This is a genomic window from Chlamydia sp. 16-02, assembly GCF_042235055.1.
In the GTDB taxonomy this organism is placed as follows: domain Bacteria; phylum Chlamydiota; class Chlamydiia; order Chlamydiales; family Chlamydiaceae; genus Chlamydia.
Genome location: NZ_CP114172.1, coordinates 547,783 through 563,566 on the forward strand (window position 1 = coordinate 547,783; position 15,784 = coordinate 563,566).

The following is a 15,784-nucleotide window of genomic DNA, read 5'->3' on the forward strand; positions in this document are numbered from 1 at the left end:
AGGTATCCAAGGAATAGTTCTAATCTAAATTTAGCTATTCTACTTGGCGATCTTTTTTCATTGAGAAAAGATCGAATTACACACTCATATTCATACCCTAACAATAAAAAAGACTATGTCATCTGTTAAGAAAAAACGAAGACTTAAAATCGCTAAGCATAAGCGTAATAAAAGACGCCGAAGAGACCGTCATAAAAATAAATAATTAGCTAGTTTATGTGGACTCACCCAATTAATTACGATGTTATTGTAGTTGGTGCTGGGCATGCGGGTTGCGAGGCTGCATTTTGTTCTGCAAAAATGGGAGCCTCCGTACTAATCTTAACTTCAAACTTAGATACTATTGCTAAGTTAAGTTGTAATCCTGCTGTTGGTGGTATCGGTAAGGGGCATATTGTTCGAGAAATCGATGCCCTAGGTGGTATCATGGCAGAGGTTACTGACCAGTCTGGGATACAATTTCGTATCTTAAATCAGACCAAGGGTCCCGCTGTTCGTGCTCCAAGAGCTCAAGTTGATAAGCAAATGTATCATATTCATATGAAACGCTTATTAGAGAGCATCCCCGGCTTGCATATCATGCAGGGTACGGTTGAGTCTTTACTAGACAATGAAAGTATCATCCAGGGTGTTACAACAAAAGAAGGAATCGTCTATCTAGGGAAGACGGTTATTCTGTCTTCTGGAACGTTCATGCGTGGCTTAATTCATATTGGGGATCTCAATTTCCCTGGTGGACGTCTTGGGGATCCTGCAGCAACAGGATTATCAGCAGCTCTAAAAGAGCGTGGTTTTCCAATTAGTAGATTAAAAACAGGTACTCCTCCCCGCCTATTAGCCTCTTCCATTGATTTTTCTGTAACAGAAGAACAACCCGGAGATCCGGGTGTAGGATTTGTTCATAGGGATAAGCCTTTTGTTCCTCCCCTACCTCAGGTATCTTGTTATATCACTCATACTACCCAGAAAACCAAAGATATTATTGCAGCTAATATTGGGCGCTCAGCTCTGTACGGAGGACGTATTGAAGGTGTAGGACCTCGATATTGTCCATCTATTGAAGATAAAATTGTTAAATTTGCAGATAAAGAACGTCACCATATCTTCATAGAACCTGAAGGAATTTACACTCAGGAAGTTTATGTTAATGGTTTATCCACATCCATGCCTTTTGATGTTCAATACAACATGATCCGTTCGGTTCGGGGATTAGAAAATTCGGTTATTACCCGTCCTGCTTATGCTATTGAATATGATTATGTTCATGGAAATGTCATCTACCCCACTTTAGAAAGTAAAATTATAGAAGGTTTATTTCTATGTGGACAAATCAATGGGACAACCGGATATGAAGAAGCTGCTGCTCAAGGTCTTATTGCAGGCATTAACGCAGTAAATAAAGTACTTGGAAGACCCGTATTTATTCCATCACGACAAGAGTCCTATATCGGTGTGATGCTAGACGATCTCACTACTCAAGTACTAGATGAGCCTTATCGTATGTTTACAGGAAGAGCAGAACATCGTCTACTCTTAAGGCAGGATAATGCGTGCTTACGCTTATCTCACTATGGTCGTAACTTAGGTCTCCTAAGTCAAGAGCGTTACGAAATTTTTGAAAATCAAAAGCAAATTATAGAGGAAGAAAAACTTCGTTTAAGTAAGACATTCAAAAAGTACGGAAATTCTGTTGTTTCTCTAGCAAAAGCTTTATGTCGTCCAGAAGTATCTTACGATATTCTAAAGGAAACATTCCCAGATGACGTCCGTGATCTCGGCTCAACACTGAATGCTTCACTAGAAATGGAAATTAAGTATGCAGGGTATATAGATCGTCAGAAATCTTTGATTCACAGTCTATCAAAATCAGAAAATATGGCTATTCCCGATGACATAGATTATCAAAATATTTCCTCATTAAGTTTGGAGGCTAGAGAAAAACTAGCTAAATTTACCCCAAGGACTATAGGGTCTGCTTCAAGGATATCAGGAATCGCTTGCGCCGATATTCAAGTATTGATGGTTGCTGTAAAAAAACATGCTCACCAATAAATGTATTTTCTTAAATCTATCTGGAATAACTATCTTTGAGCAGTTGCAAATAGAAGAGGCTCTTCTGCGCAACTGCAAAGAAAATATCTGTATTGTTAATTCTAACGCACCGGAAGCAGTCGTCCTCGGTATTTCAAGACGTCCAGACGAAGACCTTCATATCCCTGAGCTACGATCCGATAATGTTCCTATAATTAAACGTTACAGTGGTGGTGGGACAGTATTTATTGATGAAAATAGTTTATTCGTAACCTGGATTATGAATTCTTTCGAACCTATGGCCAATTCTCACGATTTGATGCAATGGTCTTATGACATCTATGCGCCTATCTTCCCCAAGGCTTTTTCTGTTAATGAAAATGATTATACTGTAGGGGAGAAGAAAATCGCAGGGAATGCTCAATATATCCAAAAGTCGCGTTGGGTACATCATTCAACATTTCTATGGGATATGGATATAGAAAAACTTAAACGTTATCTACCAATACCCCAAAAACAACCATCGTATAGGAAACAACGTCTACACCAAGATTTTCTCACAACTATTCGTCCATGGTTCCCAACTAAAGAAAGTTTTTTCGATAAATTAAAAGCATCCGCAAGTAATATTTTTCTTTGGGGGACTCTTTCAGAAGATGATCTGAAAGATATTCTGGAAAAGCCTCACCGAAAATCCACAACGTTATTATAAAAATATTTTTGATTATTTAGCCGAGTTAACTATTTCGATTTTGCTGAAGAAATAGTTAATTTCTATAGCTGCATTTTCTAAACTATCAGATCCATGTATCGCATTAATTCCTATAGACTCACCGAACTGAGAACGAATAGTCCCCTGAGCAGCTTCTTGAGGATTTGTAGCTCCCATAATTTCTCGATTGCGAACTACAGCATTATCACCTTCGAGAACCATAACAACAACTGGACCGGAAATCATGAAATCGACAAGCTCTTGGAAAAATGGCCGCGATTTATGAACAGCATAAAAACCTTCAGCTTCTTTCACTGATAAATGCATCATTTTCATAGCAGCTATACGAAATCCTGATTTTTCAAAGATTGCAACAATCTCACCGATGTGAGCCTTGCCAACAGAATCAGGTTTGATAATTGATAGCGTTTGTTCCATGTATAACAATCTCCTTAAACAAAATGAAGTGAATGTGAGAGAAATTATACCACTATCTTTAGGAAAGTCTAGTTCTTGTTCAATCCTTGTAAGTTCTTTTTTAAAGCAATAGGAAGAATTTCAGCTAACGAGGCATTGTCTGGAAGTTCGCTCATAGCTTCAGCAATCATCCTCTCTGCCGAAGATTTAGGATATCCTAATGCAGCTAATGCTTGTATCCCCTCATCCATACATGAAGGTTTTGCGGGTTCCCAAGAAGTAATTACTTGAGAATCTAAAGGAAGCAGATCCGGAAGCTTTTGCTTGAGATCCACCATAAGTTTTTCTGCTGTTTTTTTCCCTATACCCGGAACAGAAGCTATAGCTTTAACATCCTCAGCACGTGCTATAGAACAAAGTTTATTAAGAGAAAAGGTATTCAATATTGCTAGGCCTGTCTTAGGACCTACCCCAGAAAATGAAATTAACATACGGAAACATTCACGTTCTCCTCGAGAGTTGAATCCATAAAGAACATGTTCAGTTTCACGAACAACTGTATATGTATAAACAACAACTTCACGATGTAATTGACTCGATAATTCAATCAACCATCGATCGGAAGCAAAAATACTAAACCCGAGTCCCTGACATTCGATCACAATAGTTCCCGAACTCATATAAGTAAGAATTCCGCGAATATAGTCGTACATTATCGAACTCCTAAACAAGTATAAGCAGAAGTATGCGCATGACATATTGCTAATGCAAATGCGTCTGCAATATCCTCACAATTAGAATTTAAGACGTCAGGAATATTTAAAATCTTACTAACCATTAATTGCACCTGTTGTTTACTCGCATTTCCCTTTCCTACAACAGCTCTCTTAGCTACATTTGGTGCATATTCAAAAACAGGAATATCTCTTAAAGCAGCTGAAAGGACGAGTACACCTCGCGCCATACCCAATTTTATAGTGCTTTGAGGATTCTTATGAACATATTGAGTTTCAAGAACCACAGCATCGGGAGTAGTATCATCTAATACTGCAGATAATGTTTGGAAAAGCTGCTTATAACGCTCTGTTAGTGAATCTTTGGACGATAAACGAATGGCCCCATAACTATGAGCCCGTATCTTATAACGCTGTTCAACAAGAATAATAGCATACCCAGAAACTAGTGTCCCTGGATCAATCCCCATAATCAATTGCGTCATAATTGAGTCCTTATCCAGACTTAAGAAAAGTTCTCCGAACGGAGTATGTAGTGTTTATTCTATGTTAGCCATATATAATTACAACTAGAAATCTTGATATAAGATCTACTCTACAAGCCCACTACATTTTGATTCCTGAACACATTCAGTACTATTACAATCTAAATCTCTACCTAGAAGCTGTTTTAAATGCGATACATTCAAAACATTTTCAAATCCAAGTTCCTTATTAAGCCTCTGTATTTGACAATACTGCTCTTCAACAAGATCTTGTAGTAAAGCAACTTCCTTCTTCTTCTGAACTAACTCATTTTGAATCTGTAGGAGTTTTTCTGATTCCATATTTATATATGCGGTTTGTCTATAATTCTGTAACTCTAGACTTAATCTTGCGATTTCTTCTTGATATTTCTTATCCTGATCAACTTTTTTCTCATTTAAATTCATCATGGCTTTATTTAGATCTATTATTTCCTGCTGTTTTAGTAAGCTTTCTCTTGAGCCTTGTTCAAACATATCAGTTTCAGGAATACGAGATAGAGTTAGCTTGTCTAACTGTTCCTCGAGGATCTTAATCTTATGTTCATAACAGAGACGTCTCCCCTCACTAATTTCTGTTTGCTGAACACTTTCTATTAAATCCCGTTTTAATTCATCAATAATATCATTTTGATGACGTGTTTGCTGTAACTTTTCAGAAAGACGATGTTGTAACCAACCATTCTCATTCTTTAACTTTTCGATTTCAGCATTTCTAACCTCATCACGAGATAAAAACTCTTTTTCTAAATCCGAAAATCGATACTTCCATTCTAAATGGATATCTTGCTCAGGAGAAAGATCTTCTTGTAATAACTCGGACTTACTTGGGATAAGTTGCCCACTCATTTTACTACAAACATCTGCTAAAGCATTACATGCGTATTGCCATTCCATAATATCTGCATCTTTCCATCGACATAGCAACAGAAGCATAGATCTCGAGTATATATCGTAATGATTTGAAGAAGAACAGGTGGAGTTGCTAGACCATATAGAAGTTAGATGCAGCCTAATTGCCGATAAGAGCCGCCGCAAAGGATACCTCTAGATATTAATTAGATTTTTCCGGTTTATAGCACAGGAAGGAGTTCTTGTCTCAATTTCACAACCAAGAAAAAGACATCCAAAAAATCTAGAAAATCTAAGTTGATGTTTCCTAGTGTGGATACCGAGTTTTAGAATTTCAGAAAAAATTAAATGAAAATAAAAAATCGATTAATGCACATTATTTTCAATAATGGACATGAATCACTGGGTTAAGATCTAAACAAAAAAAAGGAAAAACTGCTCAGAACAAGACTCGAACTTGCACGGGCTTGCGCCCAAGGGATTTTAAGTCCCTAGTGTCTACCATTCCACCATCTGAGCAATAATGAAGAATCCCGCCAATTATGAATTGAATAACTGATGCGATTCGAACTATAGTTTTTGGAAGTATCTACTTTAAGAAAAACACCAAAAATATAACTCGGAATTTTATCAGATGACACTTTCTAGATCAATGGTTTTCAAAGAGAAAACAACCAAAAATCTTTAATGAATTCCTATTCATCTTCCGTTGGGAAAGAAGATGGTAAAGGCTGTTCGCAAGCTGGAGCAGTTTCCATTTCTTCTTCAGGAAAAATAATTGCCTGATCACCCGATAATAAAGCATTAATCACTTCAGAACTTTCAGTTACTAAAGCCTGTAAAGATTCATCTAAATCGGCTGAAGTTACTGTAGGGTCCGAAACAGCTTGAGAGATAATCTCAGAAATTAATTTCGCAGGAGGGGGTAATAGAGAAAACTTTTTCTGCTCACTTAATTTACTTTCTTGGGATTCTTCCCAAAGTTCCTCAGTAACAGCATCAATAATCTCTTGAGAAGATCCCGCCACTTCAGAAACCTCTTTATTAGTTTTCTTGCGTCCTTGCTTTTTCTTCTCTTTCCACTTATCCCCTTTACGTTCTTTTTTCTCTTTTCTAGTTGTAGAATGAGAAGATGCTGGTGTAGTGGAAGTTTCCGAAGATGAAGACTCAGATGTAACAACTGTCTCTGAAGAACTTTCTTCAACAACAGCTACGGGAGCAGCCTTAGGCAATTTGATTAAGGCTTCTCGGCCCCCGGCAATTTTAATACCACGATCTAAACCTACTGCTTTCAGGTTGATCTTAGTATCTCGAATTTCCATTACTTCGTAATCGCCTGCAGGAACAATGAACGGTTTACTATGATCACAGTTACGGAAAAAACAGGTGTTTCCCAAAGAAATAACTTCAACTGCTTCAACAACAAAAGGATCCTGAGAAAGATGCTTAGTATTACGAACTGATAACTTGTATCCTTCCCTCGACGTAATTACAGTTTCAATGACTGGATCTCTTGTAAAATACACGAATTTAACCTTTTATTTAGAGTTCTTTGCTACATACTCCAATAAATCAACTATGCGAGTTGCATACCCTATCTCATTATCATACCAGGCAACTAGTTTGAAAAAACGATCGGTTAACGCTATCCCTGCACCAGCATCAAATATAGAAGAATATTCACATCCTATAAAATCAGAAGAAACTACTTCTTGATCCGTATAACCTAGAATCCCACGCAAATTCGTTTCTGAAGCATTTTTAATAACTTTACATATCTCTTCATATGTTGTTGACTTCTGCAATCTTACAGTAAGGTCAACGACAGAAACATCAGCAACAGGAACTCTAAAAGCCATTCCGGTTAATTTATTCTTTAATTCTGGGAGACATAAGGCAACAGCTTTCGCTGCTCCAGTAGAAGCAGGAACGATATTTTGAAAAGCTCCTCTACCACCTCTCCAATCTTTCTTAGACGGGCCGTCTACAACACTCTGAGTAGCTGTAGCAGCATGAACTGTGGTCATCAAGCCTTCTTCAATACCAAAATTATCTAGTAATACTTTAGCCAAAGGAGCAAGACAGTTTGTAGTGCACGAAGCATTAGAGATAATGGTATCCTTCTCAGGATCAAATTTATTCTCATTTACTCCCATTACAAATGTCGGAACATCTCCTTTTGCAGGGGCAGTAATAAGTACACGCTTCGCACCAGATTCAAGATGTTTCGCAGCATCTTCTTTTTTAGTAAATAAACCCGTGCTTTCAATAATAGTATCTACACCTAGATCTTTCCAAGGAAGCTTTTGGACATCACGTTGATCTAACAATTGAATTTTACGGCCATCAACAATAAGATAACCGTTATCATAAGATACATCTGCTGGGAAGCGCCCGTGAGTAGAATCGTATTTAAATAAATACGTTAAAGCCTCTCCAGGAACAAGATCATTAACAGCCATGACTTCGATAGGAGAATTTCTTTTTAGAATTTGTCTTAAAACTAATCTTCCAATCCGTCCAAAACCGTTAATTACAACTTTCATCACTATTCCCTAGTAGTCAGTATTCGCAAAAAATAGCCTAATTGGCTAAAAATTCTATAATACACTTTCGTGCATTATCACCAACTCTATTTTGTAATTTCAAAATACGCGTATAGCCGCCATTTCTAGAGACAAAACGAGCACCCAATTCATCGAATAGTTTGTTTATTACGGTACGATCTACGTTATAAGCCGATAGATCGCCAGCCTTAGCTTGACGAGCTTCTTTACTTGTCAATTTATTGTATCTCACCATTAGCCTAGCAACAGCTAAACGTCTTGCAGCTAATGTATTTTTTTTAGCTAATGTAATCATCTTATCCGCACAGCGACGCAACTCTTTCGCCTTAGGCAAAGTAGTTTCTATTCTTTCTTGATGGATTAGAGATTTTAACATGTTAGCTAACATACAACGATTATGCGCAGAAGTACGACCAACTCTAAATTTCTTTCTAGCGTGTTGCATATACTTAATTATCCCTTGACGTTTTTAGACCGAATTTTTTCGGCATAACTCTTCATTTTTTCTTTTACGTTGTCTAAACCAACGCCAAATTGACTGAGATCCATTCCCAATTCGAGCTTCATTTCCTTTAACTTATTCTTAATCTCACAAAGAGACTTCTTACCAAAGTTTCTGAACTGAAGCAAACGAGGCTCTGGCATAATTACCAGTTCACCAATGGTTTCAATATTTGCATTAGACAAACAGTTTGTAGATCTTACAGACAATTCAATCTCATTAATACCTAAAACTAATTTATGAAGAATATCGTCTTTATTCTCTTTCTCAATAGAAATAGCTTCTTCAAAGACTATTTTCTTCTCATCCATTTTTTCAAAAATAGAGAAATGCTTATTTAAAATTTGTGTAGAGAAAGCTAATGCTTCTTTAGGAGATACTCGACCATCTGTTTCTACATGCAGAACCAAGCGATCAAAATCTGTGTCTTGACCAACACGAGTGTCTTCTACGAAATAATTAACTAAAACTACAGGTGAGAAGGCTGCATCTAAAATGATCTCATTCACACCTTTATCTTCGAGAATAATTCTCTCAGATGTAGAATACCCTCTTCCAAAAGCCACTCTTAAAGCAATTTCAATTTGCATAGGCTGTGTTACAGTAAAAATCACATGATCAGGATTAACAGACTCAAACCCGCCTTCTTGCAATAAATCAGCCAATGTTACAAATCTTTGACCACCACAAGCAGCCAGATCAGAAGCATCTACAGAAATAGTAGACTTTAATAATTGAGTGCAACGACCATCCTCACTATCTTGGAAAGGATATTTCTTCAGTAAAGCTCCTTTCAAATTTAAGACGATGTTAGTTACATCTTCTACGATTCCATCTATTGCCATGTACTCATGAAGTACGCCGGTCATAGAAAAGGAAATAATTGCAGGAGCCTCTAAACCAATTAGCAATGCTCTTCTCAAAGCATTACCTAAGGTATGCCCCATACCCCTTTCCAGAGGTTCTGCGACAAAATTCGCCTGCTTATCAATCGATCCTCCGCTACCTTCTACAGCCATCATTTTGACTGACTCTGGCAATTCAAATTTATCGTAAAGTAAATTTTGTGAATTATCCGACATCCCTTTCTCCTTCCCTAAAACTACACTCTGCGCCTTTTTCTTGGTCGACAACCATTATGAGGAACAGGAGTTTCGTCACGGATGACAGAAACAACTAAACCAGCGGCTATGAGAGCGCGAACTGCAGATTCTCTGCCAGCTCCGGTGCCTTTTAAACATACTTCGACTTCTTTAAGGCCAGAATTCATAGCATTTTTTGCAGCGTCTTGTGCAGCCACCGTTGCAGCAAAAGCAGATGACTTACGAGATCCGGAATATCCAACCTTTCCTGCTGAAGCCCAAGAGATAGTATTCCCTGCAGGATCTGTTATGGACACAATCGTATTGTTGAAGGTAGCCTTAACATGAACAACGCCTGAAGGAATATTCTTTAACTGTTTTCTTTTTACGCCTTTTTTCTGCGTTTGATGTTTAACCAAAACACGTTCTCCTAAAAAAATTATTTCTTCTTACCTGCGACCGTTTTACGCTTGCCTTTACGTGTTCGAGAATTTGTTTTTGTTCTCTGTCCTCTTACAGGCAATGAAAGACGATGTCTTTGTCCACGATAGGCGTGTATAGAGATCAATCTTTTAATATCTGACTGAACACGACGTCGCAAGTCTCCTTCAACTACATATTCTGATTGTAGGAGAGAATTGAGGCGACCTATTTCTTCTTCCGTCAATTCAACAGCCCTAGCTTCAGGATTCAATTGCAATTTTGCAATAATCTCTTCAGAAAGAGCTGGCCCTATCCCATAAATATATGTAAGACTTATTTTTAATTTTTTCTTCGCAGGAATATCAATTCCAATGATGCGTGGCATACGTAGGGCCTCCCTTAAAGTAGTATAAGCATCTTAGGTCAAAAATTGTTATTTTTCAATGCCTTCCTTTGGAACGATCTTTTTTTAAAAAACTATCGTACCGACGCATAAGCAAAAAGGCATCCACTTGTTTCATCGTATCTAAAACCACACCAACGACGATCAACATTGCTGTGCCGCCTAAAAAATAACTCACATTAGCATCTACATTAAGAACACGCCCTAAAATAGATGGTAAAATAGCAATAACAGCTAAGAAGACCGCTCCTAATAAAGTAACGCGGTTCATGGTGTATTCTAAATATGTTTGTGTAGGCTTCCCTTGTCGAATTCCAGGAATAAAAGCGTTATTCTTTTTCATTTCGGAAGCAATTTGTTCCGGATGAAACTGAGTTGCCGTCCAAAAATATGTAAAAAATATTATAAGCAAAACATAACATGAGGAATATACCCAGCTACCTGGGGATAGCATCATAGCTATTCGCTTAAGCCATGAAGAATCCGAAGACATGAATTGCCCTATAGTTGCCGGGAACATTAGCAAGGACGAAGCGAAAATAACAGGTATAACGCCCGCATAGTTTACCTTCAGAGGCAAATAGGATCCTCCTCCAGGGATTTCTCTCCTACCAATTACTCTACGTGCATATTGCACGGGAATTTTTCTCACACCTTCGATAATCAATATTGTTGTTACGAGAACAAACACAAAAATAAAACATAACAAAAGTAGAGAGAACAAACTTAGTTGAGAAGGATCTTGAGAACCAAGATTCAACTTACTTACTATTGATCCTAAAACAGAAGGAAAAGAAGCTAAAATCCCGAGACTGATAATCAAGCTAACGCCATTACCAATGCCTTTATCAGAAATCTGTTCACCTATCCACATGAGCAGTAATGTTCCTGTTGTCATAACAATAACTGTTGTCATGTAGAACATCCAGGGGGCGCCAAATAGCTTGGAAGACAACAAGGTTGGAAGAACAATGCCAGGAATAGACATATTCATTTTTAAAGCAAATTTAGCAAAAAGTAGCGATTGAATAACTGCTAAGCCAACGGTAAATAAACGAGTTAATCTGCCAATTTTTCTTTTGCCTTGATCAGGACTTTCACGCATTTCCCTTTGTATTGAGGGCATAAATACTAAAAGAAGTTGGACTATGATAGATGCGGAAATGTATGGAACCACACCTAAAGCAATAACTGTCATTTGTGCAAAAGCTCCCCCAGAAAAAATATCAGCCAACTGAAATAAATTCTGACTAGAACCTAACAACTGTTTAAAATAAGCTACGGCACGTTCGCCGTTAATTCCTGGCACAGGGATGAACACACCAACTCGGCAGGCCGCAAGTAAAGCAAAAGTGAAAAATAACTTTTGTCTTAACTCAGTAATAGAAAATATCTGTCGTAAAGTTGTCATAATCGGGCCTGAAAATTTTTATCTTTAAGCAACACCAATAAGGTTTCGTACTCCTTGAGACAATACTACATTAGTGTCCTTCCAGATAAACGTTTTCTCTAATTCGCCTTTAACAATCACTTTTACTCTAATTGCGTGCTTATCTATAGCTCTTTTTTGTTTTAAAGCATCTAAAGTAATTTCTTCCCCTTCGTTGAATAAAATATTCAAACGTTGAGTAGTAATTTCTTCTACACATTTATCAAAACGTTTATGAGAAAATCCTCTTGTAGGAACTCTTCTATAAAGAGGAACTCCGCCCCCCTCATAACCAAATCGACGCTTATAACCAGAACGGCTTCCATCTCCTTTATGGCCTCGGCAACTTGTTTTACCATGACCTGAACCAGGACCGCGTCCTAATAATTTTGTTCTTCTTTTTCTTGGTGAAGGATCTTGTAATGATTCTAATTTAATCATGTGTCACTCTTCTCCTTTGTAAAACGTCTTTCCTGCTAGAAAGACTCAAGAGAGCTTTAAAAGCAGCCTTTACTTGGTTCATAGGGTTATTTGAGCCTAAACTTTTGGCAACAATATTCTTGACTCCAGCCATTTCCAAAATCAAACGAATACGTGAACCCGCCACAATTCCAGTTCCTTGTTTAGCGGGCTTCAAAAGCAATTGAGCTCCGTCCTGATCAACTAGAACTTCGTGAGGAATAGAATCGCCTTCCAAAGATTCAATAGTAATTAAATTCTTTCTCGCAGCTTCTCCACCTTTGCGAATAGCATCTGTTAATTCATTTGCTTTGGCAAAACCGTAGCCCAATCGTCCCTTACCGTCACCCACTAAAATAAGTGCGGAAAAACTAAATTTACGACCGCCCTTGACTACTTTTGAACAACGATTGACAACAAGAACTTTCTCCTCTAGCTGATCTTCTTTGTGAGAATTCTTTGATAACGTCATCTCTTAAACCTTCATTAAAACTGTAATCCGCCTTCTCTAGCACCATCAGCCACCATGGCAATAACTCCATGATATTTGAAAGGACCACGATCGAAAACAACTCGATCTACCTGAAGACTTTTCCCTATCTGGGCAATTTGGGTTCCTAACGTTTTAGCAACGTCTTGATTCTTTTTAATTAATCCGGAAGCCTTACTTGATTTCGCCATAGTTGAGACAGAAGCCAAAGTTTTGCCAATAGAATCATCAATTAATTGTACATAGATATGCTTGTTAGTCTTCACAACAGACAAACGAGGCTTTAAAGAAGAGCCTCTTAAGACTTTACGCACTCTTAAAGCCCTACGGGCTTTCTTTTCAGACTTCTTGAATAACGAATTTTCCATAACCTAACTCTGCCTTGCTACACTATTTTTTACCTGTTTTTGCCGCTTTCCCAGCTTTACGACGAACATATTCGTTTTCATAGCGGATACCTTTACCTTTATAAGGCTCGGGACGACGTTTAGCACGGATACTAGCAGCAAATTCTCCAACTAGCTGCTTATTTATTCCTTTCACTGAAATTAAGGTGTTCTTCTCAACAGTAACCTGCAGCTCCGCAGGAATAGACATTTTCGTAGGATGAGATACTCCGATAGACAAATCTAACACAGATCCTTGGACGGCAGCTCTAAAGCCAACTCCAATCATTTCTAATCGCTTCTCGAATCCTGCGCTGACTCCTTGAACCATATTAGAAATTAAAGCCCAAAACAAACCTTGCATACGACTTGGTCTATCAACAACACCAGGAGCTGCGTGAACAAAAACTTCCTTATCTTTGATATCGATAACCACTTCTGGCGCTAATACTTGTTTTAAAGAGCCCTTAGGACCTTTTACTAAGATTTCATTATTTTGAATGGAGACCTCTACTCCTTGAGGGAGCACAATAGGGTCTCGAGCTTTACGAGACATTCCTTACCGTCCTATAAATTCTTTTATCCTGTTACCAAACTAAACAGAGTAGTTCGCCACCAATATTTTTAGCTCTAGCTGTCGATCCATCTAACACCCCTTGAGATGTGGAAAGAACAGAAATACCCATATTTCCGAAAACATAAGGGATTTTTGCTGCAGGAACATAAACCCTTCTAGAAGGTTTAGAAACTCGCTTTAATTGGCGTATCACAGGCCTGCGATCATTACTATATTGTAAAAAGATACGCATTGTGCGTTTGCGATTTTCTTCTTTCACTAAATAATGAGCTAAAAACCCATGTTGTTTCAGAATTTTTACAATCGCTTCACGCATCTTGCTGTGCTCTAAATCCACATACAAATGCTCTGCCTTCAAAGCATTTCGAATTCGTGTTAATAAATCGGCTATAGTATCACTTGTCATGCCCATACTGATCTTATATCTCCCCTATTGAGCCTTCTTAAAGCGCAAACCCATCAACTCTAAAAGAGTAGTGCATTCAACATCTGTTTGTGCTGTAGTTACCCAAGTAATATTCATCCCTTGAGTTCTCTTAACGCGATCTAAATCTACTTCAGGGAAAATCTGCTGATCATCTAGTCCCAATGAATAACATCCGCGTCCATCTCCTTTACTCGAGAAACCACGAAAGTCACGAATTCTAGGAGAGACTATATTGCAAAAACGATCCATAAAATCGTACATACGCTGACCACGCAAAGTTACTTTGGCACCAATACCTTGTCCTTCACGAAGTTTGAAACCCGCGATAGAGTTTCTAGCCTTTGTCACCAAAGGTTTTTGTCCGGAAATCATAGAAAGTTCTTCTAAATGAGCCTGGAAAAGATTTTTATCTTTAGCCGCTTCAGCAAGACCCATGCTTATAACAATTTTTTTAAGAACAGGAATTTGCATGGTATTTCCATACCCAAACTTTTCTTGGAGGGACTTTCGGATCTCTTCAGTATATAGTTTTTTTAACCTGCTCATATTAACCTTTTCTCTCTTTCACAGAACGATATAGTTTAGAAGTGCCGTCAGAAGATCTATTCCATAACTCTCGTCCGTTTTTAGTAACTTTGACAGAAAGTTTTGCTGGAGCACCATCTATACTTAAACGCACGTTAGAAACATGTATCGGAGCTTCAATACTAATCCTTTTACCTTTAGGATTTTCTTGACTGCGTTTGATATTTTTCGTACGCACGTTGATTCCTTCAACGACCACTTTATTTTTTTCTCTAAGACAAGATAAAACTTTACCTTGCTTTCCCTTGTCGTTCCCGGCCAGCACATAAACCGTGTCGCCAACACAAACACTATGTCTTTTCATATCTTTTCTTATCCTTAAATCACCTCAGGAGCCAAAGAACTAATTTTCACAAAGCCACGATCTCGAATCTCTCGAGCTATCGGACCAAAAATTCGTGTTCCTTTGGGATTTCCTTTTTCATCGATAATTACACAGCTATTAGTATCGAATCTTAAAGAAGAACCATCTTTTCTAAGAATATCGCGACGTGTTCTAACAATCACAGCTTTAACCACGTCACCCTTTTTGATAGAGCTATCGGGTTCAACATCTCTAACCGAACATACAATGATATCACCCACTGTAGCGTAACGTCTGCGAGATCCGCCTAAAACTTTAAAACACTTTACTTTTTTAGCCCCGGTATTATCGGCAACTTTTAATTGACTTTCTTGCTGAATCATAACTGCATCTATCCAATGTTGCTAATCTACCAAATTAACTTACACACTCAACAACACGCCATCTTTTCAATTTAGACATGGGTCGCGTTTCTTGAATCTTAACTTTATCGCCTTCAGAAACATCTAAATCATTATGCGCATAGTACTTTTTAGAGTCTCTAACAACTTTAGCATACTGAGGATGAGAGAATATTCTTTCCACTCGAACAACCACGGTTTTATCCATTTTTGATGAGACAACAACACCAACTTTGGTTTTTCTAAGGCCTCTTGCTTCACTAGCCATTGATTTTTCCCTCTTTTTCTTGTATGACCGTCTGAGATCGAGCTATGTTTTTCTTATATAAAGAGAACAAGTGCGCCTTAACTACTTTATTTTGTAAAGCGGCTTCGGCTCTTAAAGAAAAAAGAGCTTTCTTATTTTCATGAATAAATGTTTCTAGCTCAACCCGACTTTTCTCTCTAAGCTCAGCTAATAATTTTTTCTTTGCTGCCAT

The 15,784-nt window shown here is 37.9% G+C and carries 24 protein-coding genes and 1 tRNA gene; 3 read left to right on the forward strand and 22 right to left on the reverse strand.

The genetic code is table 11. The features are described 5' to 3' along the window. Nucleotides 1-115 precede the first annotated feature (115 nt). Genes O1W70_RS02295 through O1W70_RS02305 form a run of 3 tightly spaced genes read left to right on the forward strand, consistent with a single transcriptional unit; the run spans nucleotide 116 to nucleotide 2,743 of the window. On the forward strand, nucleotides 116-205 hold the full coding sequence (locus O1W70_RS02295) for an AURKAIP1/COX24 domain-containing protein (protein WP_072667724.1): 90 nt from the start codon (nucleotides 116-118) through the stop codon (nucleotides 203-205). Nucleotides 206-216: 11 nt separating this feature from the next. Further along, entirely contained in the window at nucleotides 217-2,052 is a 1,836-nt protein-coding gene (gene mnmG / locus O1W70_RS02300) for a tRNA uridine-5-carboxymethylaminomethyl(34) synthesis enzyme MnmG (RefSeq protein ID WP_332380721.1), read from the forward strand. Next, the gene (locus tag O1W70_RS02305; RefSeq protein WP_332380722.1) at nucleotides 2,039-2,743 is read left to right on the forward strand and encodes a lipoate--protein ligase family protein; all 705 of its coding nucleotides are present in this window, start codon (nucleotides 2,039-2,041) and stop codon (nucleotides 2,741-2,743) included. The genes mnmG and O1W70_RS02305 overlap by 14 nt, the downstream gene beginning before the upstream one ends. Before the next feature lie 12 nt (nucleotides 2,744-2,755). On the opposite strand, the gene ndk is transcribed toward O1W70_RS02305, so the two are convergent. The 22 genes from ndk to rpmC form a co-directional block, all read right to left on the reverse strand. After that, the gene (gene ndk / locus O1W70_RS02310; RefSeq protein WP_332380723.1) at nucleotides 2,756-3,181 is read right to left on the reverse strand and encodes a nucleoside-diphosphate kinase; all 426 of its coding nucleotides are present in this window, start codon (nucleotides 3,179-3,181) and stop codon (nucleotides 2,756-2,758) included. A gap of 68 nt (nucleotides 3,182-3,249) precedes the next feature. Continuing rightward, a complete protein-coding gene (ruvA, locus tag O1W70_RS02315) occupies nucleotides 3,250-3,873 on the reverse strand; it encodes a Holliday junction branch migration protein RuvA (protein ID WP_332380724.1) in 624 nt (207 codons plus the stop codon). Then, the gene (gene ruvC, locus O1W70_RS02320) at nucleotides 3,873-4,379 is read right to left on the reverse strand and encodes a crossover junction endodeoxyribonuclease RuvC (protein WP_332380725.1); all 507 of its coding nucleotides are present in this window, start codon (nucleotides 4,377-4,379) and stop codon (nucleotides 3,873-3,875) included. The genes ruvA and ruvC overlap by 1 nt, the downstream gene beginning before the upstream one ends. Nucleotides 4,380-4,484: 105 nt before the next feature. Beyond that, complete coding sequence (locus tag O1W70_RS02325) at nucleotides 4,485-5,315, reverse strand: hypothetical protein (protein ID WP_332381159.1); 831 nt, start codon at nucleotides 5,313-5,315, stop codon at nucleotides 4,485-4,487. A gap of 391 nt (nucleotides 5,316-5,706) precedes the next feature. Continuing rightward, nucleotides 5,707-5,789: transfer RNA gene (locus O1W70_RS02330), tRNA-Leu, on the reverse strand. Nucleotides 5,790-5,965: 176 nt separating this feature from the next. Further along, nucleotides 5,966-6,796: a GrgA family transcription factor gene (gene grgA, locus O1W70_RS02335; protein WP_332380726.1), complete on the reverse strand. Its 831-nt coding sequence runs from the start codon at nucleotides 6,794-6,796 to the stop codon at nucleotides 5,966-5,968. A 12-nt stretch (nucleotides 6,797-6,808) separates the two neighbouring features. Then, nucleotides 6,809-7,816 carry a type I glyceraldehyde-3-phosphate dehydrogenase gene (gene gap, locus O1W70_RS02340; RefSeq protein WP_332380727.1) on the reverse strand — a complete coding sequence of 336 codons (1,008 nt, stop codon included), beginning with the start codon at nucleotides 7,814-7,816 and terminating at the stop codon, nucleotides 6,809-6,811. Nucleotides 7,817-7,853: 37 nt separating this feature from the next. Beyond that, entirely contained in the window at nucleotides 7,854-8,282 is a 429-nt protein-coding gene (gene rplQ, locus O1W70_RS02345) for a 50S ribosomal protein L17 (protein WP_332380728.1), read from the reverse strand. An 8-nt stretch (nucleotides 8,283-8,290) separates the two neighbouring features. After that, nucleotides 8,291-9,421, reverse strand: a complete 1,131-nt coding sequence (locus tag O1W70_RS02350) for a DNA-directed RNA polymerase subunit alpha (protein ID WP_332380729.1) — start codon at nucleotides 9,419-9,421, stop codon at nucleotides 8,291-8,293. Nucleotides 9,422-9,441: 20 nt separating this feature from the next. Next, nucleotides 9,442-9,840 carry a 30S ribosomal protein S11 gene (gene rpsK / locus O1W70_RS02355; RefSeq protein WP_117273803.1) on the reverse strand — a complete coding sequence of 133 codons (399 nt, stop codon included), beginning with the start codon at nucleotides 9,838-9,840 and terminating at the stop codon, nucleotides 9,442-9,444. Between the two features lie 20 nt (nucleotides 9,841-9,860). Next, nucleotides 9,861-10,229, reverse strand: coding sequence for a 30S ribosomal protein S13 (rpsM, locus tag O1W70_RS02360; protein WP_011006085.1), 369 nt, complete (start codon nucleotides 10,227-10,229; stop codon nucleotides 9,861-9,863). A gap of 55 nt (nucleotides 10,230-10,284) precedes the next feature. Beyond that, complete coding sequence (gene secY, locus O1W70_RS02365) at nucleotides 10,285-11,658, reverse strand: preprotein translocase subunit SecY (RefSeq protein WP_332380730.1); 1,374 nt, start codon at nucleotides 11,656-11,658, stop codon at nucleotides 10,285-10,287. Nucleotides 11,659-11,682: 24 nt separating this feature from the next. Then, on the reverse strand, nucleotides 11,683-12,117 hold the full coding sequence (gene rplO, locus O1W70_RS02370; RefSeq protein WP_332380731.1) for a 50S ribosomal protein L15: 435 nt from the start codon (nucleotides 12,115-12,117) through the stop codon (nucleotides 11,683-11,685). Further along, nucleotides 12,110-12,607 carry a 30S ribosomal protein S5 gene (gene rpsE / locus O1W70_RS02375; RefSeq protein WP_332380732.1) on the reverse strand — a complete coding sequence of 166 codons (498 nt, stop codon included), beginning with the start codon at nucleotides 12,605-12,607 and terminating at the stop codon, nucleotides 12,110-12,112. Before rpsE ends, rplO begins: the two co-directional genes overlap by 8 nt. Nucleotides 12,608-12,621: 14 nt before the next feature. Beyond that, on the reverse strand, nucleotides 12,622-12,993 hold the full coding sequence (gene rplR / locus O1W70_RS02380) for a 50S ribosomal protein L18 (protein ID WP_332380733.1): 372 nt from the start codon (nucleotides 12,991-12,993) through the stop codon (nucleotides 12,622-12,624). Nucleotides 12,994-13,015: 22 nt separating this feature from the next. Continuing rightward, the gene (gene rplF / locus O1W70_RS02385) at nucleotides 13,016-13,567 is read right to left on the reverse strand and encodes a 50S ribosomal protein L6 (protein WP_332380734.1); all 552 of its coding nucleotides are present in this window, start codon (nucleotides 13,565-13,567) and stop codon (nucleotides 13,016-13,018) included. 31 nt (nucleotides 13,568-13,598) lie between these two features. Continuing rightward, a complete protein-coding gene (gene rpsH / locus O1W70_RS02390; protein WP_213240149.1) occupies nucleotides 13,599-14,000 on the reverse strand; it encodes a 30S ribosomal protein S8 in 402 nt (133 codons plus the stop codon). 18 nt (nucleotides 14,001-14,018) lie between these two features. Next, complete coding sequence (gene rplE, locus O1W70_RS02395) at nucleotides 14,019-14,561, reverse strand: 50S ribosomal protein L5 (protein WP_332380735.1); 543 nt, start codon at nucleotides 14,559-14,561, stop codon at nucleotides 14,019-14,021. Between the two features lies 1 nt (nucleotide 14,562). Next, nucleotides 14,563-14,904 carry a 50S ribosomal protein L24 gene (gene rplX, locus O1W70_RS02400; RefSeq protein ID WP_332380736.1) on the reverse strand — a complete coding sequence of 114 codons (342 nt, stop codon included), beginning with the start codon at nucleotides 14,902-14,904 and terminating at the stop codon, nucleotides 14,563-14,565. Nucleotides 14,905-14,918: 14 nt separating this feature from the next. Beyond that, nucleotides 14,919-15,287, reverse strand: a complete 369-nt coding sequence (rplN, locus tag O1W70_RS02405) for a 50S ribosomal protein L14 (RefSeq protein WP_011006076.1) — start codon at nucleotides 15,285-15,287, stop codon at nucleotides 14,919-14,921. 34 nt (nucleotides 15,288-15,321) lie between these two features. Next, entirely contained in the window at nucleotides 15,322-15,573 is a 252-nt protein-coding gene (gene rpsQ, locus O1W70_RS02410) for a 30S ribosomal protein S17 (RefSeq protein ID WP_332380737.1), read from the reverse strand. Continuing rightward, nucleotides 15,566-15,784 carry a 50S ribosomal protein L29 gene (gene rpmC, locus O1W70_RS02415; protein WP_332380738.1) on the reverse strand — a complete coding sequence of 73 codons (219 nt, stop codon included), beginning with the start codon at nucleotides 15,782-15,784 and terminating at the stop codon, nucleotides 15,566-15,568. Before rpmC ends, rpsQ begins: the two co-directional genes overlap by 8 nt.

What these genes read in the sequence shown, in the direction of transcription:
- rpsQ (WP_332380737.1), bottom strand. Translation starts at nt 15,573, where the DNA reads ATGGCTAGTGAAGCAAGAGGCCTTAGAAAAACCAAAGTTGGTGTTGTT.
- rplN (WP_011006076.1), bottom strand. Translation starts at nt 15,287, where the DNA reads ATGATTCAGCAAGAAAGTCAATTAAAAGTTGCCGATAATACCGGGGCT.
- ruvC (WP_332380725.1), bottom strand. Translation starts at nt 4,379, where the DNA reads ATGACGCAATTGATTATGGGGATTGATCCAGGGACACTAGTTTCTGGG.
- rplQ (WP_332380728.1), bottom strand. Translation starts at nt 8,282, where the DNA reads ATGCAACACGCTAGAAAGAAATTTAGAGTTGGTCGTACTTCTGCGCAT.
- O1W70_RS02295 (WP_072667724.1), top strand. Translation starts at nt 116, where the DNA reads ATGTCATCTGTTAAGAAAAAACGAAGACTTAAAATCGCTAAGCATAAG.
- mnmG (WP_332380721.1), top strand. Translation starts at nt 217, where the DNA reads ATGTGGACTCACCCAATTAATTACGATGTTATTGTAGTTGGTGCTGGG.
- rplR (WP_332380733.1), bottom strand. Translation starts at nt 12,993, where the DNA reads ATGGAAAATTCGTTATTCAAGAAGTCTGAAAAGAAAGCCCGTAGGGCT.
- O1W70_RS02305 (WP_332380722.1), top strand. Translation starts at nt 2,039, where the DNA reads ATGCTCACCAATAAATGTATTTTCTTAAATCTATCTGGAATAACTATC.
- O1W70_RS02350 (WP_332380729.1), bottom strand. Translation starts at nt 9,421, where the DNA reads ATGTCGGATAATTCACAAAATTTACTTTACGATAAATTTGAATTGCCA.
- ruvA (WP_332380724.1), bottom strand. Translation starts at nt 3,873, where the DNA reads ATGTACGACTATATTCGCGGAATTCTTACTTATATGAGTTCGGGAACT.
- O1W70_RS02325 (WP_332381159.1), bottom strand. Translation starts at nt 5,315, where the DNA reads ATGGAATGGCAATACGCATGTAATGCTTTAGCAGATGTTTGTAGTAAA.
- secY (WP_332380730.1), bottom strand. Translation starts at nt 11,658, where the DNA reads ATGACAACTTTACGACAGATATTTTCTATTACTGAGTTAAGACAAAAG.
- gap (WP_332380727.1), bottom strand. Translation starts at nt 7,816, where the DNA reads ATGAAAGTTGTAATTAACGGTTTTGGACGGATTGGAAGATTAGTTTTA.
- rplX (WP_332380736.1), bottom strand. Translation starts at nt 14,904, where the DNA reads ATGAAAAGACATAGTGTTTGTGTTGGCGACACGGTTTATGTGCTGGCC.
- rplE (WP_332380735.1), bottom strand. Translation starts at nt 14,561, where the DNA reads ATGAGCAGGTTAAAAAAACTATATACTGAAGAGATCCGAAAGTCCCTC.
- rpsH (WP_213240149.1), bottom strand. Translation starts at nt 14,000, where the DNA reads ATGGGCATGACAAGTGATACTATAGCCGATTTATTAACACGAATTCGA.
- ndk (WP_332380723.1), bottom strand. Translation starts at nt 3,181, where the DNA reads ATGGAACAAACGCTATCAATTATCAAACCTGATTCTGTTGGCAAGGCT.
- rplF (WP_332380734.1), bottom strand. Translation starts at nt 13,567, where the DNA reads ATGTCTCGTAAAGCTCGAGACCCTATTGTGCTCCCTCAAGGAGTAGAG.
- rpsE (WP_332380732.1), bottom strand. Translation starts at nt 12,607, where the DNA reads ATGACGTTATCAAAGAATTCTCACAAAGAAGATCAGCTAGAGGAGAAA.
- rpmC (WP_332380738.1), bottom strand. Translation starts at nt 15,784, where the DNA reads ATGGCAGCAAAGAAAAAATTATTAGCTGAGCTTAGAGAGAAAAGTCGG.
- rpsM (WP_011006085.1), bottom strand. Translation starts at nt 10,229, where the DNA reads ATGCCACGCATCATTGGAATTGATATTCCTGCGAAGAAAAAATTAAAA.
- rplO (WP_332380731.1), bottom strand. Translation starts at nt 12,117, where the DNA reads ATGATTAAATTAGAATCATTACAAGATCCTTCACCAAGAAAAAGAAGA.